This is a genomic window from Methylobacterium oxalidis (assembly GCF_007992195.1).
Lineage (GTDB): Bacteria > Pseudomonadota > Alphaproteobacteria > Rhizobiales > Beijerinckiaceae > Methylobacterium > Methylobacterium oxalidis.
In genome coordinates this window covers 24686-46252 of sequence record NZ_BJZU01000019.1, presented here as the reverse complement: position 1 = coordinate 46252, position 21567 = coordinate 24686, and the positions used below count along the sequence as shown (strand labels likewise).

The following is a 21567-nucleotide window of genomic DNA, read 5'->3' as shown; positions in this document are numbered from 1 at the left end:
GGAATTCGGGCGGCCGACTTGGCGTTGCCGGCTTGCACAGACGGGGCGCGGCGAGTACAGCACGCCACCCGGCTCGAACGGACCGCCCGCGCCCTGCGCGCCGGCCCGTCCGCGCCGGCTCCGGAGGGGTGGCCGAGTGGTTGAAGGCGCACGCCTGGAAAGTGTGTATACCGGAAACGGTATCGCGGGTTCGAATCCCGCTCCCTCCGCCAGCCGTTCCTTCCCCCTTAGGTTATTCGCCGCGATCTGAGCCGGGCTGACGTTGCTCGGCTCGCCGCTGATCGCCGCGACCCGGACCGCGCCAGCTGAACCAAGTCGTGTTTCCGGCTCGGGACCGTCGATACGCGGTGTGCCGGCACATATCCGTGCAGGTACTTCCTGGAATGCTTCCGAATTATCTCGGTCCACTATCGTACCGATGATTTTCAGCTCGGCGCGGCGCGCGGGATGTTGTCTTCGTCGTGTATTGCTCACTGGCAACAGCGCCGGAGAAACTTGAGCATGACGGCCGTGGCCGGAAATCCCGCGTTGACGCTGCCTGATCGGCGACCGTAGGAGTGCTGCATGCGCGGTAGCCTGCCCTTGCCGGTTCACGGTCGCGCGGTCATCGCCGTGATCGCGCTCTACGCGCTGTTGATCCAAGCCTTCCTCGGCGGCCTCGCTCCCATCGCTCTCGGTCCCTCCGGGGGCGAGATCTGTGCGCATGACGGTACGCCGGGCGACGACGGAGCGGCCTGTCACCAGCACGCCTGCTGCACGCTCGCGCAGGCCGTCCAACTGCTCGCGCCGCACCTGTCCGTGTTCGCGGTCGTGCTCTGGGAGCAGGGAGCCGCCGCACCGGCCCCGTGGCGCGCCGCCGAGACGGTCCGCGCTCGGGCTCCTCCCGACCAGTCCGTCAGTCCGAGAGGTCCGCCGACACCCTGACCGATCCGTCTCCTCGATCGCTCAGACCCGGACCTGTCCCATGTCGCAATCCCTTCACGGCGACGCCGCGGCGTTCGATGCCGTCACGGCCGCGCGCCCGTCGCGCGACGCGGTCTACCGCGCCGTCTGGCGCTGGCACTTCTATGCCGGCCTGCTCTGCCTGCCGTTCCTGATCCTGCTCTCGGTCACCGGCTCGCTGTACCTTTTCAAGGACGAGATCAACGCGACCCTGTTCGCGCACCGGACCGCGGTCGTGCCCCAGGCCATCGCGCCGATGAGCCCGGACCGGCTGCTCTTCAACGCCACCGAGGCGGTTCCGAGTGCGACGCCGGTCGCCCTGACCGACCCGGCCGACCCGACCTCCACGGCGGTGGTGACCATGGCCGAGGGCTCCGGGAAGATCCTCGTCTACCTGAACCCCTACAACGGCGACGTGCTCGACCGCGTCTCGCGCGACGACGAGTTCATGATGGTGGTGCGGCGGCTGCACAGCCTCGCCTATTTCGGGCCCATCGCGAACGGCGTGATCGAGGTCGTGGCCGGGTTCGCCGTGATCCTCGTCGTCACCGGCACGTACCTGTGGTGGCCCCGCCAGCAGCGCGGCGGGGTGATCAGCCTGCGGGAGACGCCGCGCCGGCGCGTCTGGTGGCGCGACCTCCACGCGGTCACCGGCCTCTTCGCCGGCGCCGGCCTCCTCTTCCTCGCGTCGACCGGGCTGCCCTGGTCGGTCTGGTGGGGGCAGCAGGTGCGGACGTGGTCGAACGAGGCGGGCCTCGGCCAGCCGCGTGCCCTCTGGGCGGACAAGGCGGTCTCGAACGTGCCGATGCAGGAGATGCTGACCACCGCCGGCTGGGCGATGCAGGACGCGCCGGTGCCGGTCTCCCGGCCGTCGGCCGGGCCCGCGATCGGCCTCGGCCGCGCCGTCGCGATCCTGCGCGACCTCGGGATGCCGGCGGGGTTCGAGGTCTCCCTTCCGGTCGGCGAGACGGGCGTCTACGCCGCGGCGGCCTACCCCCACGACGTCGCCCGGCAGCGGATGATCTCGCTCGACCAGTACACCGGCAAGCCGCTGGTCGACGTCCGGTTCGGCGATCTCGGCGGCGTCGCGCAGGCGATCCAGTACGGAATCGGCATCCACAAGGGCGAGCACTGGGGCCGCGCGAACCAACTCGCGATGCTGGCCTTCTGCCTCGCCACGATCCTGCTCGCGGTCACGGCCGCGGTGATGTGGTGGAAGCGCCGGCCGGCCGGGCGCCTCGGCGCGCCGCCCTGGCCGCGCGACCGGCGCGTCGCCGTGACGGTGACGGTCCTCGTCCTCGGCCTCGGGGCGCTGTTCCCCCTCACGGGCCTCGTCATCCTCGCCATGGTCCTCCTCGACCTCGGCGTCCAGGCCGCCCGCACCCGTTCGACGTCCTGAGACGGGCGCCGGGCACGCTGGCCCGACCCGACCGAGACGTCATCCACCCTTCCGGGCCGCCCCGCGCGCGGCCGCACTCCGATCCGACGAGCCCCTGTCGTGCCCTTCTCCCTTCATACCGTCTCCGGTGCCCGCATCCTGGCCGGCGCTCTCGCCCTCACGCCCGCGCAGGCGCTCGCCCAATCCGGCGCATCGGTGACCCTGGAGGAACTGTCGGTCGCCGGTGAGGGCCGCGGCCTCGGCCAGGGGACCGGCCAGGGCGTGGGTCAGCCGGCCGGCGCACCGCCGCGGGCCGCCGCCCCGACGCCGCTCGACAAGCCGGTGGGTGAGGTCGTCACCAGCGTCGGGCGCGAGGGCGTGATCGACAACCGCGCGGCCACGACCGTCGCGGACATCCTGCGCAACAGCCCCGGCGTGACCGTCCGCCAGGGCAACGGCCCGCGCGACATCGTCGTCTCGATCCGCGGCAACAATGCCCGCTCGACCGGCGTGAACCGGAACATGGTCGTTTTGGAGGACGGCTTCTCGGTCACGCAGGCGGACGGATCCTCCCGCTTCGACCTGACCGATCCGCGCGCCTACAACCGCATCGACGTGTTCCGCGGGCCGCAATCACCCTTCTTCGGCAACTACGCGACCGGAGGCGCGCTGAACTTCGTGACGCGGCGGGGCGCCGAGATCAACGGCGCCGAGTACGGCGTCGATGCCGGCAGCTTCGGCTACCTCAACAACTACACGGCGATCGGCGGCGTCAGCGGGCCGTTCGAGTACAGCCTGTTCGCCAGCGACACCCGCGGCAACGGCTTCATCAGCCACAACTCGTTCAACACGCAGACCATCAACTTCCTGGGCACCTACACGCCCACGCCCGACAACCGCTTCACCCTCAAGATCATCAACAACACGCTCTTCACGCTGCTGCCCGGCCGGACCTCGTTGAACCAATTCGAGATCAACCCCTTCCAGCGCGGCTGCCTCACGGCGGCCACCGCCGCGCCGGGCTGCACGACCTTCAACCTGCTGGCGAACGGACGCTTCGGGGCGACGGTGCCGGTGACGGCCGACCAGGGCGCCTTCCTGCGCGACGACCGGCGCACCATCGTCGGGGCGCGCTGGGAGCACGACATCGACGCCTTCACGACCTGGCGCACGCAGCTCGTCTTCGACGATCGCAACATCAACCAGCCCTTCTACACGACGGCTGCGCGCGGCGATTTCCCGGGCTTCAACTTCCTCTCGGACGTGACCCGGCGCGGCGACCTGTTCGGCCTGCCGGCCACCGGCTACGTGGCGCTCGCCTACAACACGCTCGACAGTTTCAGCCGGACCTACAACCGGGTGCTCGGGGTCGGCCCGGCGCTCGGCGCGCTCATCGCCGATCAGGACACCGTGCAGGCCAATCTCGGCGGGCGCGCCCGGGCCGAGGTGCAGCTGAGCGACCGCTGGATCGCGGTGGCCGGGATCAGCGCCGAGAACACCACCATCACCGGATCGAACACGAGCTACACCTACACGGCGGCCCGCACCACGGCGGCGATCGCCAACGTGGACCGCAGCTTCCTCAACGTCGCGCCGGAGCTTTCGCTGCTCTACCGCCCGAGCGAGGCGTGGCAGCTCCGTGGGCGGGTCGCCACGGGCTACGGCACGCCGTCGGCCGGCAACCTCTTCGTCACGCCGGCGGGCGTGCCGGGCAACAACACGCAGCTCAAGACGCAGGAGAACCTCGGCTTCGATCTCGGCTTCGACTGGACGCCGGTCGAGACGGTGCGGCTGAGCGTGACCGGCTTCTACGAGTTCTTCCGCAACGAGCTGATCTCGCAGTCGCCCGGGGCAGGCCTCCTGAACTTCACCTTCAACGCGCCGGCCTCCGAGCATCGGGGCGTCGAGGTCGGCGCGACCTGGGCCTTCGCGCCTGGCTGGAGCGCGACCGCCGCCTACACCTATGACGACCAGTTCTATACCAAGTACGTCGAGCAACTGAGCGCGGGCACCCGCACGTCGCGCTTCAATCGCGCCGGCAACCAGATCCCCGGCGTTCCGGCCAACCAGCTTCTCGCCCGGGTCGGCTACGAGCAGCTGACCGGCCCCCTGGCCGGTCTCGGCGGCTATGTCGAGACGGTCTTTCAGGACGACTTCTTCATCGACAACGCCAACCTGCTGCCGGTGCCCGGCTACACCCTGGTGAACCTGAACCTGCACTACGCAACGGATCTCGTCGGCGGCTATGCGAAGCGGCTGAACCTGTTCTTCGAGGTGCGCAACATCTTCGACAAGACCTACGTGGCCTCGGCGCAGAACCTCTCGAACTCGATCAGCGCCACGACCGGCTTGCAGAACGGTGCCGCGGTGCTCGCCAACACGAACGGCTCGATCTTCGCGGGCGCCCCGCGCAACTTCGTCGGCGGCATGAAGCTCGCGTTCTGACGAGGCGGGCCTCGGCCCGACTCCCGCCGGCAGGGCAACCCGGTTCGCACAGGCGCCGTCAAATGTGATATGGGACGGCCCTGCCTCGGCGGTTTCGACCGGCCGCACGGTTGACAGGATAGCCCCCGCCTCGCCACATCCGCCGGATCATGAGCGCCGACAACACGAATCTCTCCGCCTCGGACGGGGCGCCCGCCACGGGGGCCAAGCCGCCCCTCGAGATCCTCCTCGCGGCACCCCGCGGCTTCTGCGCCGGCGTGGTGCGGGCGATCGACGTCGTCGAGCGCGCCCTCGCGATCTACGGGCCGCCGGTCTACGTCCGCCACGAGATCGTCCACAACAAGTACGTGGTCGAGAGCCTGAAGCGCAAAGGCGCCGTGTTCGTGCGCGAGCTCGACGAGGTGCCGGACGGCGGGGCCCCGGTGATCTTCTCCGCGCACGGCGTGGCCAAGACCGTGCCGGCCAACGCCGATTCCCGCGGTCTCACGACGATCGACGCGACCTGTCCTCTAGTCACGAAGGTCCATCGCGAGGCCGAGATCCATCACAAGCGCGGGCGCCACGTGCTCCTCGTCGGCCATTCCGGGCACCCGGAGGTCGTCGGGACGATGGGCCAGCTCCCGAAGGGCTCGATCACCCTCGTCGAGGATCTCGACCAGATCGCCGCCCTGACGCCCGAGAACCCGAACAACCTCGCCTGGGTGACGCAGACGACGCTCTCGGTGGACGACACCCGCCACATCGTCGAGGCCCTGAAGGCGAAGTTCCCGAACATCACCGGGCCGCACAAGGACGACATCTGCTACGCCACCACGAACCGCCAGGAGGCGGTCAAGCAGATCGCGCCGCTCGTCGATGCGCTGATCGTGGTCGGCTCCTCGAATTCCTCGAACTCGCAGCGCCTGCGCGAGGTCGCGGAGCGGGTCGGCTGCCCCATCACCCGCCTCGTGCTGCGCGCCGAGGAGATCGACTGGCCGGCCTTCGCCAACGTGCGCAAGCTCGGCCTCACCGCGGGCGCCTCGGCGCCGGAGGTGCTGGTGGAGGAGATCATCGACGCCTTCGCCGCCCGCTACGAGGTGACGGTCGACACGGTCTCGACGGTGGTGGAGGACATGTCCTTCCCGCTGCCGCGCGAGCTGCGCAGCGAGGCCGCGGAGTAGGGCTCGACCCCGCTCCGACCGATCCCGAGCAGGCCGGCAGGGGCGCCCGAGCGGCGCCCTTTTGCCGTGCTCCGAGCCTCGTCAGCAATCCCGAGACATCCCGAGCGCGACACGTGGCCGTCTACACCGAGGTATCCGACGAGGCGCTCACCGCCTTCCTCTCCGCCTACGAGATCGGCGGCCTGCTCTCCTACAAGGGCATCGCCGAGGGCGTGGAGAACACGAACTTCTTCCTGCACACCACGCAGGGCTCCTACATCCTCACCCTCTACGAGAAGCGGGTCCGCGAGGAGGACCTGCCCTTCTTTCTCAACCTGATGGAGCATCTGGCCACGCGCGGGCTCGCCTGCCCGCAGCCGATTCGCAACCGCACCGGCACCGCGCTCGGGCGCCTGTGCGGGCGGCCCGCCGTCATCGTCAGCTTCCTCGAGGGCGTCTCGGTCAAGCACCCGGGCGTCGACCATTGCCGGGCGCTCGGCGGCGCGCTGGCGCGCCTGCACGCGGCGGGCGCCGATTTCGGGATGCGCCGCGAGAACAACCTCTCGGTCGCGGCGTGGCGGCCACTCTTCGCGCAGGCCGAGCCGCAGGCCGACACGGTCTCGCCGGGCCTCGCCGCGCGCACGCGGGCCGATCTCGCCGCGCTGGAGGCGGGCTGGCCGCGGGGCCTGCCCGGCGGCGTCATCCACGCCGACCTCTTCACCGACAACGTGTTCTTCATCGGCGACGACCTGTCCGGCCTGATCGATTTCTACTTCGCCTGCACGGACGCCTTCGCCTACGACCTCGCCATCTGCCTCAACGCGTGGTGCTTCGAGGCGGACGGCACCTTCCACGCGAACATGGCCGCGGCGCTCATCGCCGGCTACGAGGGCGTGCGGCGGCTGGAGCCCGCCGAGGTGGACGCCCTGCCGATCCTCGCGCGCGGCGCGGCGCTCCGCTTCCTGCTGACCCGGCTCGTGGACTGGCTCGACGTACCCCCCGGCGCCCTCGTGCAGCCGAAGGATCCGCGCGAGTACGACCGCCGCCTGACCTTCCACCGAAGCGCGCGACACGCCCGCGATTACGGCTGGGCTCCGTGAGCGCGGTCTCGGACAAGCGGGTCACGATCTACACGGACGGCGCCTGCTCCGGGAATCCGGGGCCGGGCGGCTGGGGCGCGATCCTGATCTACGGCGACACGGAGCGCGAGCTCTCCGGCGGCGAGGCCCACACCACCAACAACCGCATGGAGATCCTGGCGGCCATCGAGGCGCTGGAGGTGCTCAAGCGCCCCTGCCGCGTCGACCTGTTCACGGACTCGCAGTACCTGCGCCAGGGCATCACCGAGTGGATCCACGGCTGGAAGGCGCGGGGCTGGCGCACCGCCGACAAGAAGCCGGTGAAGAACGAGGATCTCTGGCGCCGCATGGACACCGCCCGGGAGCGCCACGACGTGCGCTGGCACTGGGTCAAGGGTCACGCCGCCGACCCGCTCAACAACCGGGTCGACGCCCTCGCGGTGGCGGCGATGGCGCCGTTCAAGATAAGGGCCTGAGGCCGGGGGCTGTCGGCCCCCGGTGCGTGTGGCCCGAGAGGTGGGGTGCCGGCCCCGGCTCAGATGACCTTCAGGAGCGCCTCGGCGCCGGACGCCTCGGCCTTCGAGGGTGATTCCTCGACGTTGAGGACGCGCACGACGCCGTCCTCGATCAGGGCCGCATAGCGCTTCGAGCGGGTGCCGAGACCGAAGCCGGTGCCGTCCATGTCGAGGCCCGTGGCCTTGGCGAAATCGGCGTTGCCGTCGGCCAGGAACTCGATGCCCTCGGCGCCGGATGCCTTGGCCCAGGCATCGAGCACGAACACGTCGTTGACGGAGGTCACGGCGACCGCGTCGATGCCGCGGGCCTTGATCTCGGACAGGTTCTGCACGAAGCCCGGCAGGTGGTTGCGGTGGCAGCTCGGCGTGAAGGCGCCCGGCACCCCCACCAGGACCACGCGGCGGCCCTTGAACACGTCGTCCGTGGTCTTCGCCTGCGGCCCGTCGGGCCCGTTCACGCGGAAGGTCGCCTGGGGCAGGTGGTCGCCAACCTGAATCGTCATCCGCTCTTCTCCTCGATCGGCGTCGGGGCCGCGCTTCCGCCGGCTCGGCCGGGCTCGGAGCCCCGCCCGTCTAGCGTGGCCGCCCACCCCTGTCGAGGCGATCCGCACCGGACCGCACGATGGGTCGAACTGGACCGCTTTGTCCGCTGGACAACGGGATGGGGGGGCGTAGCATAGGCGCATGCACACTCCCCGGACCGGTGGCAGCGCCTATCTCGACGGTCAGTTCCTGGTTGCCATGCCGGGGCTTGCGGACAGCCGTTTCGCGCGCTCGGTGATCTACGTCTGCGCCCACTCGGCGGACGGGGCGATGGGCATCATCGTCAACAAGCCCGTCACCGACCTGAGCATGCCCGATCTCCTGGTGCAGCTCGACGTGGCGCCCGCCGCGGACGCGATCCGCCTGCGCGAGCGCGTCGGCCACATGCCGGTGCTGATGGGCGGGCCCGTCGAGGGCAAGCGCGGCTTCGTGCTCCACACCGACGATTTCCACATCGACCAGTCGACGCTGATCATCGACGACGGGATCTGCCTCACGGCGACGGTCGAGATCCTGCGCGCCATCGCCAACGGCGACGGGCCCGCGAGCGCCGTGCTGGCGCTCGGGTATGCCGGCTGGCAGGCCGGCCAGCTCGAGAGCGAGATCATGGCGAACGGCTGGCTCAACTGCCCGGCCGATCCGGAGCTGATCTTCCACCCGGCGCTCGACACGAAGTACGAGCGCGCCCTGCGCAGCAACGGCATCGACCCGGCGATGCTCTCCCTGAGCGCCGGCCGCGCCTGAGCCCGCCTCACTCGGCGATCGGGCCCCCGCCGGCCGCGTCCGGGTTCATCCCGTCCACCACGGGCTTGCGGCGCGGGCGCGGCGCCACGGCGGCGGTCGGCGCCGCGGTGTTCGCGCCGAGGCGCGTGGCGAGCGCCAGGGCCCGGGCCTCGGAGAAGCGCAGGTGGCAGAAGCCGTGCGAGCCCTCGCGGGCGTAGGTGCGGCAGACCTGCTCGCGGTCGGAGGAGAAGGCGGCCTGCTCGGTCACGATCGGGCGGATATCCTCGCGGCGCGCCCGCTGCGTCATCACCTTGTAGTTCTCGCGCACCGCCTTGTCGGCGACGCCGCGGGCGGTGTCGAACTCGGCCGAGCGCGGGATCAGCGTGGCGGCGCCCGGTCCCCACAGGCCGCTCGGCGTCGTCGCGCAGTCGGCGGCCGAGAAAGTGCAGACCGGGTTGCCGCCGAGCGGCGTCACCAGCACGCCGCCCTCCAGCACCTCGAAGCGCAGGGGGCACTCGGCCGCGGCGGCCTCGAAGCGCGCCACGCCGTCCGGCTTGCCCGCCGCGGTGAGCGTCACCGGCTGGCCGCCGGAGAGCGGCACGGAGCAGGATTCCGTCGGCTGCGAGACCTTGGTGCCCGGCAGGGTAATGCGGGCGGTCATGTTGGCGCCCGCGCGCTCCATCTTCATGCTACCGTTCAGGCCGTTGAGGAGGAGGTCCTGGCCCACCACGTTGTCGTCGGCCGGTGCCTTGAGGACGACCGGGCGCATGGGGGCGGGCGCGGCGGGCTTCTGCGCCTCGGCGTTGGGATCGAGCGGGGCCCCCGGCGCTCCGGGGGCGCCCGGCGGCACGGCGCCCGGCTGGGCGGGCGGCGCCGCGTTCGGAACCCCGCGCGGCGGCACCGGCGGACGGGCCGCCCGGCCGATGCCGAACAGCTCCTCGAAGAAGTTCTGCGCGGCCGCCTCCCCGGCGAGGGCGCCGAGGCCCGCGAGAGCGAGGAGCGGGGCGAGGAGAACGCGGGTCGGACGCATCGGGTCTATCGAGCCTTGGGGCTTGCACTGAACACCGCCCGCGCCGGCACCGGGCGGCAGGTCCGTCTCGTGGCGATCAAGTCTAACACGCGATCGATGGCGCGGGCGTGGCAGCGGAGCAACAAAATCTGGACCCCGCCGGCATGGGCCGAGGCGTCCGCCCGGCAGGTTAACCCAACGCCGCCAACGGGATAGCGGAGATCGCCCGGATCGCGGGGCTTCGCCTTGCGAGCCCGCTTTGACCTTCTTATATCCGGCAAGGCGCGGGATTAAGCGCCGGATCCGGCCGTTCCCGGCCGTCAATCCGGCCCTCGTCCCGACCTCAAATTTCCAATCCGCACCGCCATGGGCCGAGCTGCTTCGGGGCTCGGCGGTCTGCTTGAACAGAACAACAGAGGGATCCCACCATGGGTAAAGTCATCGGCATCGACTTGGGCACCACCAATTCCTGCGTGGCCGTCATGGAAGGCACGCAGCCCAAGGTCATCGAGAATGCGGAGGGCGCCCGCACCACCCCGTCCATCGTCGCCTTCACCGACGACGGGGAGCGCCTCGTCGGCCAGCCCGCCAAGCGGCAGGCCGTCACCAATCCGGAACGCACCTTCTTCGCCATCAAGCGCCTCATCGGCCGCACCTACGACGATCCGATGACGCAGAAGGACAAGGGCCTCGTGCCCTACAAGATCGTCAAGGGCGACAACGGCGACGCCTGGGTCGAGGCGGACGGCAAGAAGTACTCGCCCTCGCAGATCTCCGCCTTCACCCTGCAGAAGATGAAGGAGACGGCCGAGTCGTACCTGGGCCAGCCCGTCACGCAGGCGGTCATCACGGTCCCGGCCTACTTCAACGACGCCCAGCGCCAGGCCACCAAGGACGCGGGCAAGATCGCGGGCCTCGAGGTCCTGCGCATCATCAACGAGCCGACCGCGGCCGCGCTCGCCTACGGCCTCGACAAGAAGAAGGCCGGCACCATCGCGGTCTACGACCTCGGCGGCGGCACCTTCGACGTCTCGATCCTGGAGATCGGGGACGGCGTGTTCGAGGTGAAGTCGACGAACGGCGACACGTTCCTCGGCGGCGAGGACTTCGACAACCGCGTGGTCGAGTACCTCACGAGCGAGTTCAAGCGTGAGCAGGGCATCGACCTGACCAAGGACAAGCTCGCCCTCCAGCGCCTCAAGGAGGCCGCCGAGAAGGCGAAGATCGAGCTCTCGTCCGCGACGCAGACCGAGATCAACCTGCCCTACATCACGGCGGACGCGACCGGGCCGAAGCACCTCGCGCTGAAGCTCTCGCGCGCCAAGTTCGAGAGCCTCGTGGACGACCTCGTGCAGCGCACGATCGAGCCCTGCCGCAAGGCGCTCAAGGATGCGGGCGTCTCGGCCTCCGAGATCGACGAAGTCGTCCTCGTCGGCGGCCAGACCCGCATGCCGAAGGTGCAGGACGTGGTGAAGGCCTTCTTCGGGAAGGAGCCCCACAAGGGCGTCAACCCGGACGAGGTCGTGGCGATCGGCGCGGCCGTCCAGGCCGGCGTGCTGCAGGGCGACGTCAAGGACGTGCTGCTCCTCGACGTGACCCCGCTCTCGCTCGGCATCGAGACGCTGGGCGGCGTGTTCACGCGGCTCATCGACCGCAACACCACGATCCCGACCAAGAAGTCCCAGGTCTTCTCCACGGCCGAGGACAATCAGAACGCGGTCACCATCCGGGTCTTCCAGGGTGAGCGCGAGATGGCGGCCGACAACAAGCTGCTCGGCCAGTTCGACCTCGTCGGCATCCCGCCGGCGCCCCGCGGCATGCCGCAGATCGAGGTGACCTTCGACATCGACGCCAACGGCATCGTCAACGTGACGGCCAAGGACAAGGCGACGAACAAGGAGCACCAGATCCGCATCCAGGCGTCGGGCGGCCTCTCGGACGCCGACATCGACCGCATGGTCAAGGACGCCGAGGCCAACGCCGAGGCGGACAAGAAGCGCCGCGAGCTCGTCGAGGTGAAGAACCAGGGCGAGAGCCTGATCCACGCCACCGAGAAGTCGGTGAAGGAGTACGGCGACAAGGTCTCGGAGGCCGACAAGGGCGGCATCGAGACGGCGATGACCGCGCTGCGCACCGCGCTCGAGGGCGAGGACGTCGAGACCATCAAGGCCCGCACCACGGACCTGATGCAGGCCTCGATGAAGCTCGGCGAGGCGATGTACGCCGCGAGCCAGGCCGGCGGACCCGAGGCCGGGCCCGAGGCCGGCGCCGAGAAGAAGGACGACGTCATCGACGCCGACTTCCAGGAAGTCGACGAGAAGGATCAGAAGAAGCGGGCGTGATGCTTGCGAGCACGGGACCGGAGCGCTCCGGTCCCGTATCTTCTCACCAGATGATTCGATGACGGCGCGGTCCCCGGGTGCAAGACCCGGGGATCGGCTTATGAGGGACCTTGGGGCCGAGGAATGTCGAAGCGGGATTACTACGAGATTCTGGGCGTCTCAAAGACCGCGACCGACGGCGAGATGAAGGTGGCGTTCCGCAAGCTCGCCATGACCTATCACCCGGACCGCAACCCGGGCGACAAGGAAGCCGAGATCAAGTTCAAGGAGATCAACGAGGCGTACCAGACGCTCTCGGACGGGCAGAAGCGCGCGGCCTACGACCGCTTCGGCCACGCCGCCTTCAGCCAGGGCGCGGGCGGCCCCGGATTCGGCAACGAGTTCGGCGACTTCATGTCGGACATCTTCGACAACTTCTTCGGCGACGGGCGCGGCGCGCGCGGGCGCGGCGGCCAGCCTGGCCGCGAGCGCGGCTCGGACCTGCGCTACAACCTCGAGATCACGCTGGAGGAAGCCTTCAGCGGCAAGACCGAGACCATCAAGATCCCGACCACCATCACCTGCGACGTCTGCGCGGGCAGCGGCGCGAAGTCCGGCTCGAAGCCGCGAACCTGCCCGACCTGCGCGGGCTACGGCCGGGTCCGCGCGGCGCAAGGGTTCTTCGCCATCGAGCGCACCTGCCCGAACTGCCACGGGCGCGGCGAGGTGATCGACGATCCCTGCCCGAACTGCTCGGGCGCCGGCCGCGTCAGCCGCGAGCGCACCCTCTCGATCAACGTGCCGGCGGGCGTCGACGACGGCCTGCGCATCCGGCTCGCGGGCGAGGGCGAGAGCGGCATGCGCGGCGGACCGGCGGGCGACCTCTACGTCTTCCTGTCGATCAAGCCGCACGAGTTCTTCCAGCGCGACGGCGCGGATCTGTTCTGCCGCGTGCCGATCTCGATGGTGACGGCCGCCCTGTCGGGCGAGATCACCGTGCCGGTGATCGACGGCTCGCAGACGCAGGTGCGCATCCCGGCGGGCACGCAGACAGCCAAGCAGTTCCGCATCAAGGGCAAGGGCATGCCGGTGCTGCGATCGCGCGACGTCGGCGACCTCTACATCCAGGTCTTCGTCGAGACGCCGCAGAACCTGACCAAGCGCCAGCGCGAACTGTTGCAGGAATTCGACCAGACCGCCTCCGACGAGAACCACCCCGAGAGCGCCGGCTTCTTCTCGAAGATGCGCGACTTCCTGGGCGGGCTCAGCGGCGCGGCGCGGCAGTGAGCGTCGCCGGGATCCAACCGCCGGCAAGCCCGGTTATCGGTCGTGCGGCGGGGCGCCTCGGCCACCCGGAAGGTCGGCCGACTGTGCGCCATGCGCGCTGCGCGGCTTGACTGGGGTGCGGCTTTCGTCGTCTAGCCTGTTCACACGCCTGCCAATTCGAGGGACTTCGGTCTTGCCGCCGTTACGTCGTTCCAGGGCGAAAGCCATGGTTGCAACCGGTGTGGTGCGCGAGCGGCGCGATCCGCTGGAGGACGAGGCGCGGTTCCTGCGCTCGTGGTTCGAGCGCCCCCTCGTGACCGGGGCGGTGACGCCGTCCGGCAAGATGCTGGCGCGCACCATGGCCTCCTACGTCGACCCGCGGGTCGAGGGGCCTGTGGTGGAACTCGGCCCCGGAACCGGCCCGGTCACCGAGGCGCTGATCCGGCGCGGCCTGGCGCCCGAGCGCCTTGTCCTCGTGGAGTTCAACCCGGGGTTCTGCGAGCTGCTGCGCCGCCGCTTCCCGGGCGTCACCGTGATCCAGGGCGACGCCTACAACATCCGCCACACGGTCGGCGATCTCCTGCGGCGGCCGGCCGCCGCCACGATCTCGAGCCTGCCGCTCTTCACGAAGCCCCTGGACCAGCGCCTCGACCTGCTGAACAGCGCGCACGACCTGATGGTGCCCGGGAGCCCCTTCGTGCAGTTCACCTACGCGGTGGTGCCGCCGATCCCGGCCCGCTGCGAGGCGGGAAGCTACACCGCGAGCCGTTCCAACCGCGTCTGGCTCAATCTGCCGCCGGCCCGCGTCTGGGTCTATCGCCGGCCCTGACGCTGCTGCGCCCCGGAATTGCAACGAAATGTAGCGGTCCCCGTCAGGACGCATTCAGGCCGTGCGCGTTAAACCCGTACCGATCCGGCAATCCTGCCGGCCCATCGGAAGCAGGAGAACGTCCATGTCCCTGAGCAAGCGCTGGTCAGGCCGCGGCCTCGCAGCCGCCTTCGCCCTCGCCGGTGGCCTCGTCCTCGGTGCTCCGCTCGCCCAAGCCGCGCCCGTCGCGCCCGCGCCCGCCGTGGCCGGCGAGAGCGACGGCGCGCTGATCCAGGTGCGGGGCGGCCACCACCACCATCACGGCTGGGGTCATCACCGTGGCTGGGGCCACCGTCACCACGGCTGGGGCCACCGCCACCGCCACTGGGGCCATCATCACGGCTGGCGCCACCGCCACCATCACCACCATCACCGGCACTACCGCTGGTAAGGCGTTCGCCCTCCTCCGGATCGGGTCCGCCCGATCCGGAGGCAAGCCCCCATCTCGGCCAGCCGGAGCAGGGTGAGCCCCGAGGTCACCCGACGCGCTCCAGCACCGCCGGCCGCTCCGTCTCTCCCGCCTGTTCCCGCCCGAGCCCGTAGGCCGCGCGGAGCGCCGCCTCGGCCGTCTCGGCCGCCGCCTCGTCCCGGGCGTGCACGATGCCGAGGAGCCCGCTCGCGTCGCCCGGCCGCGCCAAGTCCGTGAAGCCGACCGCCGGGTCGATCCCGTCCTGCGGGCGGGTGCGCCCGCCACCGAGGCCGATCACGGCGAGCCCGATCTCCCGCGTCGCGACGGCGCGCACGACGCCCTCCGCGCGGACCTCCTGCACGATCGGTGCCTGAGGCAGATGCCGCTCGCAGCCCTCCAGGAGATCCGCGGGTCCCCCGAGCCGGGCGACCATGCGGGCGAACACCTCGGCGGCGCGCCCCGAGGCGAGAGCCTGCTCCAGCCGCCGAGCGGCCTCGTCCCGGTCGGCGCAGAGACCGGCGAGCACCAGCATCTCGGCCGCGAGCGCCAGCGTCACCGCGTGAAAGCGTGGCTCGCACTGTCGCCCCGTCAGGTAGTCGATGGCGTAGGCGACCTCGACCGCGTTGCCGGCCGCCGAGGCGAGCGGCGCGTCCATGTCGGTGATGAGCGCGCGGGTCGGCAATCCGGCTCCGTTCGCCACCGTGACGATGCTCTCGGCGAGCGCGCGGGCCGCGCCGAGATCCGGCATGAAGGCGCCCGAGCCGGCCTTCACGTCCATCACGAGGCCGCCGAGACCCGCCGCGAGCTTCTTCGAGAGGATCGAGGCGGTGATCAGGTCGAGGGATTCCACCGTGCCGGTCACGTCCCGGATCGCGTAGAGCCGCCTGTCGGCCGGGGCGAGATCCCCGGTCTGCCCGATGATGGCGCAGCCGACCGCCCGCGTGACGTCCTGGAAGCGTTCGAGCCCCGGCGCCACGTCGTAGCCCGGGATGCTCGCGAGCTTGTCGAGGGTGCCGCCCGTGTGCCCGAGCCCCCGCCCGGAAATCATCGGCACGTAGCCGCCGCAGGCCGCGACCATCGGCGCGAGCGCCAGGCTCACCGTGTCGCCGATGCCGCCCGTCGAGTGCTTGTCGAGGACGGGACCCGGCAGGTCCCAGGCGAGCACGGTGCCCGAGCCCGTCATGGCCTGTGTCAGCGCCACGCGCTCGGGCAGGGAGAGGCCGCGGAAGAACACCGCCATGGCGAAGGCGGCCGCCTGCCCCTCCGTGACGGACCCGTCCGTGAGCCCGGCGATGAAGGATGCGATCTCGGCATCCTTGAGCGCGGCCCCGTCGCGCTTGCGCCGGATGGTCTCCTGCGGAAGCGTCACGGGACGCGCGCCAGGGCCGCGGTGAGCTCACCGTAGAGGCTGCTCGCCCCGAGCCGGAAGGTCGCCGGTTGCGCCCAGTCCGGGCCCATCACGCGGTCGGCGAGGGCGAGATAGGCGGCGGCGTCCGCGACGCTGCGCAGGCCGCCCGAGACCTTCAGGCCGATCCGCCGGCCGGCCCCGAACTCGCGGATCGCGCCGAGCATCGCCTCGGCCGCCTCCGGGGTCGCCGAGACCGCGCTCCTGCCCGTCGAGGTCTTCAGGAAGTCCGCGCCCGCCGCGATGGCGAGGCGGGAGGCCTGCCCGATCCGCTCCGGATCGCCGAGGACGCCGGTCTCGAGGATCACCTTGAGGCAGGTCTTCCGGCAGACGTCGCGCACCGCCTCGGCGAGCCCGCTCGCGGTGGCCGCGTCGCCCCGCATCAGCGCGCGGTAGGGCAGGACGAGGTCGATCTCCTGGGCGCCGTCCGCGATGGCCTCGGCCGCGTCCTCGACGGCGCGCTCGACATCCTCGCCGCCGGCCGGAAAGTTGACGACCGTGGCGACGCGCACCGGCGTCCCCTTGAGAGCGCGCGCGGCCTCGCCGACGTATTGCGGCCAGACGCAGACCGCCGCCACGCCGCCGGCGCGCGCATCCCGGCAGAGTGCATCGATGTGGCTCGACGTGCAGATGTCGGCAAGGTTCGTGAGGTCGAGGAGCGGGAGCGCCCGACGGGCGATCTCCGTCGCGTCGGAGGGCGGCGCTGCCATGCTGTCATCCGTCATGCTGTCGTCCGTCCCCGTCTTCGAGGCGTTCCACGAAGGCCGCCGCCAGCCGCGCGAGGTCCGCGGCGGCAGCCGCCGCTTCGGACTTCGTCCCGGCGTGGTTCGGATCCCCGCCGCCGATCCCCGCCGCCCTGTTCGTCACCACCGAGAGCGCGGCGACCCGGAGCCCGAAGAAGCGGGCGAGGATCACCTCCGGCACCGTCGACATGCCGACGAGGTCGGCGCCAAGGCGGCCCGCCATGCGCACCTCGGCCGGAGTCTCGAAGCTCGGGCCGGAGAACCACGCGTAGACCCCCTCGTGCAGGGTAAGGCCGATGGAACGGGCGGCGTCACGCATCAGCGCGCGCAGGCCCGGATCGTAGGCATCGGTCATCGGCACGAAGCGCGCGTCGCTCGCCTCCCCGATCAGCGGGTTGAGGCCGGAGAGGTTGATGTGGTCGGCGAGCATCACGAGGCTGCCCGGCCCGGCCTCCGGCATCAGCGAACCGGAGGCGTTGGTGAGGAGGAGCGTCCCCGTGCCCACGCCTGCGAGCGCGCCGATCGCCGCGCGCATGGCGGCCGCCTCGCCCCGCTCGTAGGCGTGGGCTCGGCCCTCCAGCACCAGCACGGACCGGCCGCCGAGGCGCCCCCGGTGCAGGGTGCCGCCATGCCCGCTGACACCGTGCTGGGGGAAGCCGGGGATCTCGGCGTAGGGCAGGCTCACCCGCTCCGCCAAGCTCTCGGCCAGGAGGCCGAGCCCCGTACCCGTCACGACCGCGCAGGCGAAGGGCCCCGCGAAACCCGCCGCCCCCAGCGCGGCGACGGCGCCGTCCACGGCCGGATCAGCGCTCGCCACCGAGGGTCTCCGGGCCGAAGGAGTGGGGCAGAAGCTCGTCGAGGTCGAAGCTGCGGCGCAGGCCTTCCGGGCCGGCGACGAGGATCCGCGTCGCGTCGTCGGCGAACTCACGGATGCGCTGGCGGCAGGCGCCGCAGGGCGTGACCAGGGCCGCCCCGTCGCCGAGGACGAGGATCTCGCGGATGCGCCGCCCGCCGCCCGCGGCCATCGCGGCGATGGCGCCCGCCTCCGCGCAGGTGCCGACCGGGTAGGCGGCGTTCTCGACGTTGCAGCCGGCATGGACCGCGCCGGCCTCGTCGCGGAGCGCCGCGCCGACCCGAAAGCCGGAATAGGGTGCGTGTGCCCGCGCGCGCGCGGCGCCCGCCGCCCGGAACAGCTCCTCGATCTCCGGGCTCATGCGGGGAGGCCCGCGGCTCGGGGCCCGCGCGGGCCCGTCGTCTCAGCGCACATGCGCCGATCTTTGGCACCGGGTGGCCCCCGCGTCGAGGCCACATCGACAAGCGTCGACCGGGCTCCTATGAGCGGAGCGAGGATTTCTCGAACCGGGAGAGCGGGATGCTGGGCCGTTACGAGCGCGGGGCGAGCGGCGAGGCGGTGGTGGAGTACGGCGACGGCACCATGCGGGTGATCAAGCCGGGCAGCTACGTGCGCTGCGCGGTGACGGGCGAGCCGATCCACCTCGACGCCCTGCGCTACTGGAGCGTCGAGCGCCAGGAAGCCTATGCCACCCCGGAGGCCGCCATGCAGCGGCTGAAGGAAACCGGCGCCAGCTGAGGCCGCCTCAGCGCGCGGCGAGGAGCGCGCCGACCTGCCGGCTCAGGGCCTCCGGATCGGCGAAGCGCAGCGCGACCGGGAGCGTGCGCACGCGCGACCGGAACTCGGACGGCAACCGAACCGCGTCCTTCTCGGTGGTGACGAGTTCGACGCCGGGACGCTCGGCCGCGGCGGCGAGGGCCGCGAGATCGGCCGCGCGGTAGGGGTGATGGTCGGGGAACTCCCGGGTGCCGGCGATCTCGGCGCCGACCGCCCGCAGGCTGGCGAAGAACTTCTCCGGACGCCCGATCCCCGCGAAGGCGAAGACGCGCCGCCCCGCCAGACCCTCCCCCGCCGGCACCAGGGCGGCGCGGTGCACGGGCAGGCCCCGCCGCTCCGCCGCCTGCGCCGCAGCCTCGCCGGCCGCCCCGTCGCCCACCAGCACGAGGCCCCCGACATGGCGCCACTGCCGGTCGAGGGGTGCGCGCAGCGGGCCTGCCGGGAAGGGCAGGCCGTTACCGAGCCCCGCCTCCGCGTCGACCACGGCGAGGGCGAGGTCCTTGTCGAGGCTCGGATTCTGCAGCCCGTCGTCCATCACGACGGCGCCGGCACCGGCCGCGAGGCAGGCGCGGGCTCCCGCCGGACGGTCGCGCGCAACGATCGTCGGGTGCGCCCGTGCGAGGAGAAGCGACTCGTCGCCGACCTCCTCCGCACCGTGCCGGAGCGGATCCACCATGACCGGGCCGGCGAGGCGCCCGCCGTAGCCGCGGCTGAGGAAGGCGGGGCGGGTCCCCATCCCGGCCAGGAGGGCGGCGAGCGCCAGGGCCGTCGGCGTCTTTCCGGCGCCGCCGAGGGTGAAGTTGCCGACGCACAGCACGGGGCAGGGGAGGCGCTCGCCGGGCCGGTCCATCCGCGCGGCGGTGAGCGCCCCGTAGGCGCGCCCGAGCGGCGCGAGGATGCGGGCCGCCGGGTGCTCCGGCCGGGCCGACCAGAAGGCGGGGGGCCGCATCAGGAGGCGTTCAGGGCGGCGAGCTTCATCTGCGCGATGAAGGGGTCGAGCACGGCGAGCGTCCGCTCCACCGCTCCCTCGAAGGGGCGCAGCGCCCGCTGGCCGGCCGCCGCGATGGTGCGGACGCGGCGGGGATCCTCCAGAAGCTCGCCGACCGTGGCGGCGAGTTCGGCCCCGTCCGCGACGGCGACGGCGCCGCCCGCCTCGTCGAGGGCCCGGTAGACCTGCGCGAAATTGTGCGTGTGCGGGCCGTGCACGACGGCCGCGTCGAGACGCACGGGCTCGATCGGATTCTGGCCGCCGTGCGGCACCAGCGATCCGCCGAGATAGACGAGGGGGCTCAGGCGGTAGAACAGGCCGAGCTCGCCGATCGTGTCGGCGACGTAGACCTCGACGGAGGGGTGGGGGCGGCCTCCCGCGGCGCGGCGGGCCGTGCGCAGGCCCTCGGCCGCCGCACAGGCGGCCGCTTCCTCGCCCCGCTGCGGGTGGCGCGGGACGATGATGGTGAGGAGGCGCGGCAGGCGGGCCTTCAGGGCGGCGTGCGCGCGCGCCACCTCAGCGTCCTCGCCCGCGTGCGTGCTCGCCGCGACCCAGACCGGCCGCTCCCCGATCATGTCGCCGAGATACGCGATCTGCTGCCGGTCGGCCGGGGGCACGGCGGCGTCGTACTTGAGATTCCCGGCGACGCTGACGCGCGGCGCCCCGAGGCGTGCGAAGCGCTCCGCGTCCTCCTTCGTCTGCGCGAGGCAGATCGCGATGCGGGCGAGCAGCGCCTGCGCCGTGCGCGGCGAGCGCTCCCAGCCGCGGAACGAGCGCTCCGACATCCGCCCGTTGACGAGCAGCAGCGGGATGGCGCGCGCGTGGAGCGCCAGGATGGTGTTCGGCCAGATCTCGGATTCCGCCACCAGGGCGAGGTCCGGCTGCCAGTGGTCGAGGAACCGGCCGACCCAGCGCGGCGCGTCGAGGGGCATGTACTGGTGCACGGCTCCCTGCGGCAGGCGGCTGCCGATCAGGTCCGCCGCGGTGCGCGTGCCCGTGGTGACGAGGACGGAGAAGCCGCGCCGGATCATCCCGTCGACGAGCCCCACCAGGGAGAGCGCCTCGCCGATGCTCGCCCCGTGCATCCAGACGAGGGAGCCGACCGGCCGCGCCCGGCCGGGCAGGCCGCGGCGCTCGGGCAGGCGCCCCGGATCCTCCTTGCCGCGCCGGGCACGCAGCGCGAGCAGTCCCGCGAGCGCCGGCTCGCCGAGCAGGAGCCCAGCGCGGTAGGCGCGCAGGGGAAGCGTGAGCGGCGGCGCCCTCACGCGGGCAGCCCCCAGGACGGCAGCCCGACACGGTCCGGCCGTCCGACGAGCCCGTAGGCGTGGTCGTGCACGCGGTTCATCTCGGCCTCGACGCGCCGGCGCAGGCCCTCGAAGGTCTCGGGGTCGGCCTCGCGGGGCACGGAGATCGGCTCGCCGAACACCATCGCGCCCCGCCCGAAGGGCAGGCCGAGGCAGGCCCGGTCCCACGAGTTGAAGCGCAGGTGCCGGCTCGTGACGACGGCCACCGGCACGATCGGCCGGCCCGAGAAGCGGGCCAGCGTGATGATGCCCGCGTCGCAACGGCGCGAGACCTTCGGGACGTCCGCGCTGAAGGCCACCGACTCGCCGTCCTTGAGGGCGCGCAGCATGGCGCGCAGGCCCTCGGCCCCACCCTTGGCGCGGGCATCGCGCACGACCCGGCCGCGGGCGCCGGAGGCCCGCATCACGCGGATGCCGAGGCGCTCCAGCGCGATCGTGTTGATGTTGCCGTCGGGGTTGCGCGAGATGATCGTCGCCGCCCGGTCCCCGGGGCGGCGGATGAACGGGATCATGATGTGCTGGCCGTGCCACATGCCCACGATGAAGGGCGTGAGGCGGTCGAGCCAAGCGTCGGTCTCCTCGCCCGGCACCACGGTGAAGCGGTTGGTGCGCCGGACGAGCCGCAGGTAGTCGGCGGCAACGTGGCCCAGCGCGCTCTGGACGGCCGGCAGGCGGCTGATGCGTTTGGCGAGGCTCATGTCTCGTTTCTGCAGCCCGGCGGCTCGTCTGCCCGCTCCGCCCGAGCCTTGCGCTGACTGTCCGGCCGGAATGCGCCCGGGGGGACGCGTCCGCGAGCCGTGAGGGCGGTCGTCTCGAACCGCGGGCTGTCTTGCCCGGATCCTGGCGGAGCGGCAACCGCG

21 protein-coding genes and 1 tRNA gene are annotated in these 21567 nt (G+C 71.8%); 13 read left to right on the top strand and 9 right to left on the bottom strand.

Annotated elements, in window-relative coordinates; translation table 11 throughout:
* The first annotated feature begins 122 nt into the window (after window positions 1-122).
* The 7 genes from MOX02_RS06540 (at window position 123) to rnhA (ending at window position 7459) form a co-directional block, all read left to right on the top strand.
* Window positions 123-212 (top strand) — tRNA-Ser (locus MOX02_RS06540).
* A 352-nt stretch (window positions 213-564) separates the two neighbouring features.
* Window positions 565-924: a hypothetical protein gene (locus MOX02_RS06535; protein ID WP_147025001.1), complete on the top strand. Its 360-nt coding sequence runs from the start codon at window positions 565-567 to the stop codon at window positions 922-924.
* A 40-nt stretch (window positions 925-964) separates the two neighbouring features.
* Complete coding sequence (locus tag MOX02_RS06530) at window positions 965-2341, top strand: PepSY-associated TM helix domain-containing protein (protein WP_147025000.1); 1377 nt, start codon at window positions 965-967, stop codon at window positions 2339-2341.
* 99 nt (window positions 2342-2440) lie between these two features.
* Window positions 2441-4765 (top strand): TonB-dependent receptor family protein, encoded by a 2325-nt coding sequence (locus tag MOX02_RS06525; RefSeq protein ID WP_147024999.1) that lies wholly within the window; start codon window positions 2441-2443, stop codon window positions 4763-4765.
* Window positions 4766-4914: 149 nt separating this feature from the next.
* Window positions 4915-5925 (top strand): 4-hydroxy-3-methylbut-2-enyl diphosphate reductase, encoded by a 1011-nt coding sequence (gene ispH / locus MOX02_RS06520; protein WP_147024998.1) that lies wholly within the window; start codon window positions 4915-4917, stop codon window positions 5923-5925.
* 113 nt (window positions 5926-6038) lie between these two features.
* On the top strand, window positions 6039-7004 hold the full coding sequence (gene thrB, locus MOX02_RS06515; protein ID WP_147024997.1) for a homoserine kinase: 966 nt from the start codon (window positions 6039-6041) through the stop codon (window positions 7002-7004).
* The gene (rnhA, locus tag MOX02_RS06510) at window positions 7001-7459 is read left to right on the top strand and encodes a ribonuclease HI (protein ID WP_147024996.1); all 459 of its coding nucleotides are present in this window, start codon (window positions 7001-7003) and stop codon (window positions 7457-7459) included. The genes thrB and rnhA overlap by 4 nt, the downstream gene beginning before the upstream one ends.
* A 59-nt stretch (window positions 7460-7518) precedes the next feature.
* Here rnhA and MOX02_RS06505 read toward each other — a convergent pair whose 3' ends face one another.
* Window positions 7519-8001, bottom strand: a complete 483-nt coding sequence (locus tag MOX02_RS06505; RefSeq protein WP_147024995.1) for a peroxiredoxin — start codon at window positions 7999-8001, stop codon at window positions 7519-7521.
* Between the two features lie 181 nt (window positions 8002-8182).
* Between MOX02_RS06505 and MOX02_RS06500 the strand changes: the two genes are divergently transcribed.
* Window positions 8183-8785 carry a YqgE/AlgH family protein gene (locus MOX02_RS06500; RefSeq protein WP_147024994.1) on the top strand — a complete coding sequence of 201 codons (603 nt, stop codon included), beginning with the start codon at window positions 8183-8185 and terminating at the stop codon, window positions 8783-8785.
* Window positions 8786-8792: 7 nt separating this feature from the next.
* Here the strand turns inward: MOX02_RS06500 and MOX02_RS06495 are convergent, their stop codons facing one another.
* Entirely contained in the window at window positions 8793-9794 is a 1002-nt protein-coding gene (locus MOX02_RS06495; protein WP_147024993.1) for a cupin domain-containing protein, read from the bottom strand.
* 407 nt (window positions 9795-10201) lie between these two features.
* Here MOX02_RS06495 and dnaK point away from each other — a divergent pair, with 407 nt between their 5' ends.
* The 4 genes from dnaK (at window position 10202) to MOX02_RS06475 (ending at window position 14619) form a co-directional block, all read left to right on the top strand.
* Window positions 10202-12115, top strand: a complete 1914-nt coding sequence (dnaK, locus tag MOX02_RS06490) for a molecular chaperone DnaK (protein ID WP_147024992.1) — start codon at window positions 10202-10204, stop codon at window positions 12113-12115.
* Between the two features lie 123 nt (window positions 12116-12238).
* A complete protein-coding gene (gene dnaJ / locus MOX02_RS06485; protein WP_147024991.1) occupies window positions 12239-13381 on the top strand; it encodes a molecular chaperone DnaJ in 1143 nt (380 codons plus the stop codon).
* A gap of 172 nt (window positions 13382-13553) precedes the next feature.
* The gene (locus MOX02_RS06480; protein ID WP_147024990.1) at window positions 13554-14189 is read left to right on the top strand and encodes a class I SAM-dependent methyltransferase; all 636 of its coding nucleotides are present in this window, start codon (window positions 13554-13556) and stop codon (window positions 14187-14189) included.
* Window positions 14190-14313: 124 nt separating this feature from the next.
* Complete coding sequence (locus tag MOX02_RS06475) at window positions 14314-14619, top strand: hypothetical protein (RefSeq protein WP_147024989.1); 306 nt, start codon at window positions 14314-14316, stop codon at window positions 14617-14619.
* A gap of 85 nt (window positions 14620-14704) precedes the next feature.
* On the opposite strand, the gene deoA is transcribed toward MOX02_RS06475, so the two are convergent.
* Genes deoA through MOX02_RS32075 form a run of 4 tightly spaced genes read right to left on the bottom strand, consistent with a single transcriptional unit; the run spans window position 14705 to window position 17999 of the window.
* Window positions 14705-16006, bottom strand: coding sequence for a thymidine phosphorylase (deoA, locus tag MOX02_RS06470; RefSeq protein ID WP_147024988.1), 1302 nt, complete (start codon window positions 16004-16006; stop codon window positions 14705-14707).
* Window positions 16003-16767, bottom strand: coding sequence for a deoxyribose-phosphate aldolase (gene deoC, locus MOX02_RS06465; protein WP_244948431.1), 765 nt, complete (start codon window positions 16765-16767; stop codon window positions 16003-16005). Before deoC ends, deoA begins: the two co-directional genes overlap by 4 nt.
* Window positions 16757-17602 carry a purine-nucleoside phosphorylase gene (locus MOX02_RS06460; RefSeq protein WP_147024987.1) on the bottom strand — a complete coding sequence of 282 codons (846 nt, stop codon included), beginning with the start codon at window positions 17600-17602 and terminating at the stop codon, window positions 16757-16759. Before MOX02_RS06460 ends, deoC begins: the two co-directional genes overlap by 11 nt.
* On the bottom strand, window positions 17589-17999 hold the full coding sequence (locus MOX02_RS32075; protein ID WP_147024986.1) for a cytidine deaminase: 411 nt from the start codon (window positions 17997-17999) through the stop codon (window positions 17589-17591). The genes MOX02_RS06460 and MOX02_RS32075 overlap by 14 nt, the downstream gene beginning before the upstream one ends.
* A 158-nt stretch (window positions 18000-18157) precedes the next feature.
* Between MOX02_RS32075 and MOX02_RS06450 the strand changes: the two genes are divergently transcribed.
* Entirely contained in the window at window positions 18158-18376 is a 219-nt protein-coding gene (locus tag MOX02_RS06450) for a DUF2093 domain-containing protein (protein ID WP_147024985.1), read from the top strand.
* Window positions 18377-18383: 7 nt separating this feature from the next.
* On the opposite strand, the gene lpxK is transcribed toward MOX02_RS06450, so the two are convergent.
* The 3 genes from lpxK to MOX02_RS06435 are packed head-to-tail and all read right to left on the bottom strand — an operon-like array spanning window position 18384 to window position 21405.
* Window positions 18384-19364 (bottom strand): tetraacyldisaccharide 4'-kinase, encoded by a 981-nt coding sequence (lpxK, locus tag MOX02_RS06445; RefSeq protein ID WP_147024984.1) that lies wholly within the window; start codon window positions 19362-19364, stop codon window positions 18384-18386.
* A complete protein-coding gene (locus MOX02_RS06440; protein ID WP_147024983.1) occupies window positions 19364-20668 on the bottom strand; it encodes a 3-deoxy-D-manno-octulosonic acid transferase in 1305 nt (434 codons plus the stop codon). The genes lpxK and MOX02_RS06440 overlap by 1 nt, the downstream gene beginning before the upstream one ends.
* Window positions 20665-21405: a lysophospholipid acyltransferase family protein gene (locus MOX02_RS06435; protein WP_147024982.1), complete on the bottom strand. Its 741-nt coding sequence runs from the start codon at window positions 21403-21405 to the stop codon at window positions 20665-20667. Before MOX02_RS06435 ends, MOX02_RS06440 begins: the two co-directional genes overlap by 4 nt.
* Window positions 21406-21567: the final 162 nt, after the last annotated feature.

Excerpts from the sequence above, each read along its gene's own strand:
- MOX02_RS06475 (WP_147024989.1), top strand. The coding sequence starts at position 14,314 with ATGTCCCTGAGCAAGCGCTGGTCAGGCCGCGGCCTCGCAGCCGCCTTC.
- MOX02_RS06495 (WP_147024993.1), bottom strand. The coding sequence starts at position 9,794 with ATGCGTCCGACCCGCGTTCTCCTCGCCCCGCTCCTCGCTCTCGCGGGC.
- MOX02_RS06450 (WP_147024985.1), top strand. The coding sequence starts at position 18,158 with ATGCTGGGCCGTTACGAGCGCGGGGCGAGCGGCGAGGCGGTGGTGGAG.
- dnaJ (WP_147024991.1), top strand. The coding sequence starts at position 12,239 with ATGTCGAAGCGGGATTACTACGAGATTCTGGGCGTCTCAAAGACCGCG.
- MOX02_RS06435 (WP_147024982.1), bottom strand. The coding sequence starts at position 21,405 with ATGAGCCTCGCCAAACGCATCAGCCGCCTGCCGGCCGTCCAGAGCGCG.
- MOX02_RS06500 (WP_147024994.1), top strand. The coding sequence starts at position 8,183 with ATGCACACTCCCCGGACCGGTGGCAGCGCCTATCTCGACGGTCAGTTC.
- MOX02_RS32075 (WP_147024986.1), bottom strand. The coding sequence starts at position 17,999 with ATGAGCCCGGAGATCGAGGAGCTGTTCCGGGCGGCGGGCGCCGCGCGC.
- deoC (WP_244948431.1), bottom strand. The coding sequence starts at position 16,767 with ATGACGGATGACAGCATGGCAGCGCCGCCCTCCGACGCGACGGAGATC.
- MOX02_RS06530 (WP_147025000.1), top strand. The coding sequence starts at position 965 with ATGTCGCAATCCCTTCACGGCGACGCCGCGGCGTTCGATGCCGTCACG.
- ispH (WP_147024998.1), top strand. The coding sequence starts at position 4,915 with ATGAGCGCCGACAACACGAATCTCTCCGCCTCGGACGGGGCGCCCGCC.
- dnaK (WP_147024992.1), top strand. The coding sequence starts at position 10,202 with ATGGGTAAAGTCATCGGCATCGACTTGGGCACCACCAATTCCTGCGTG.
- MOX02_RS06505 (WP_147024995.1), bottom strand. The coding sequence starts at position 8,001 with ATGACGATTCAGGTTGGCGACCACCTGCCCCAGGCGACCTTCCGCGTG.
- MOX02_RS06535 (WP_147025001.1), top strand. The coding sequence starts at position 565 with ATGCGCGGTAGCCTGCCCTTGCCGGTTCACGGTCGCGCGGTCATCGCC.
- lpxK (WP_147024984.1), bottom strand. The coding sequence starts at position 19,364 with ATGCGGCCCCCCGCCTTCTGGTCGGCCCGGCCGGAGCACCCGGCGGCC.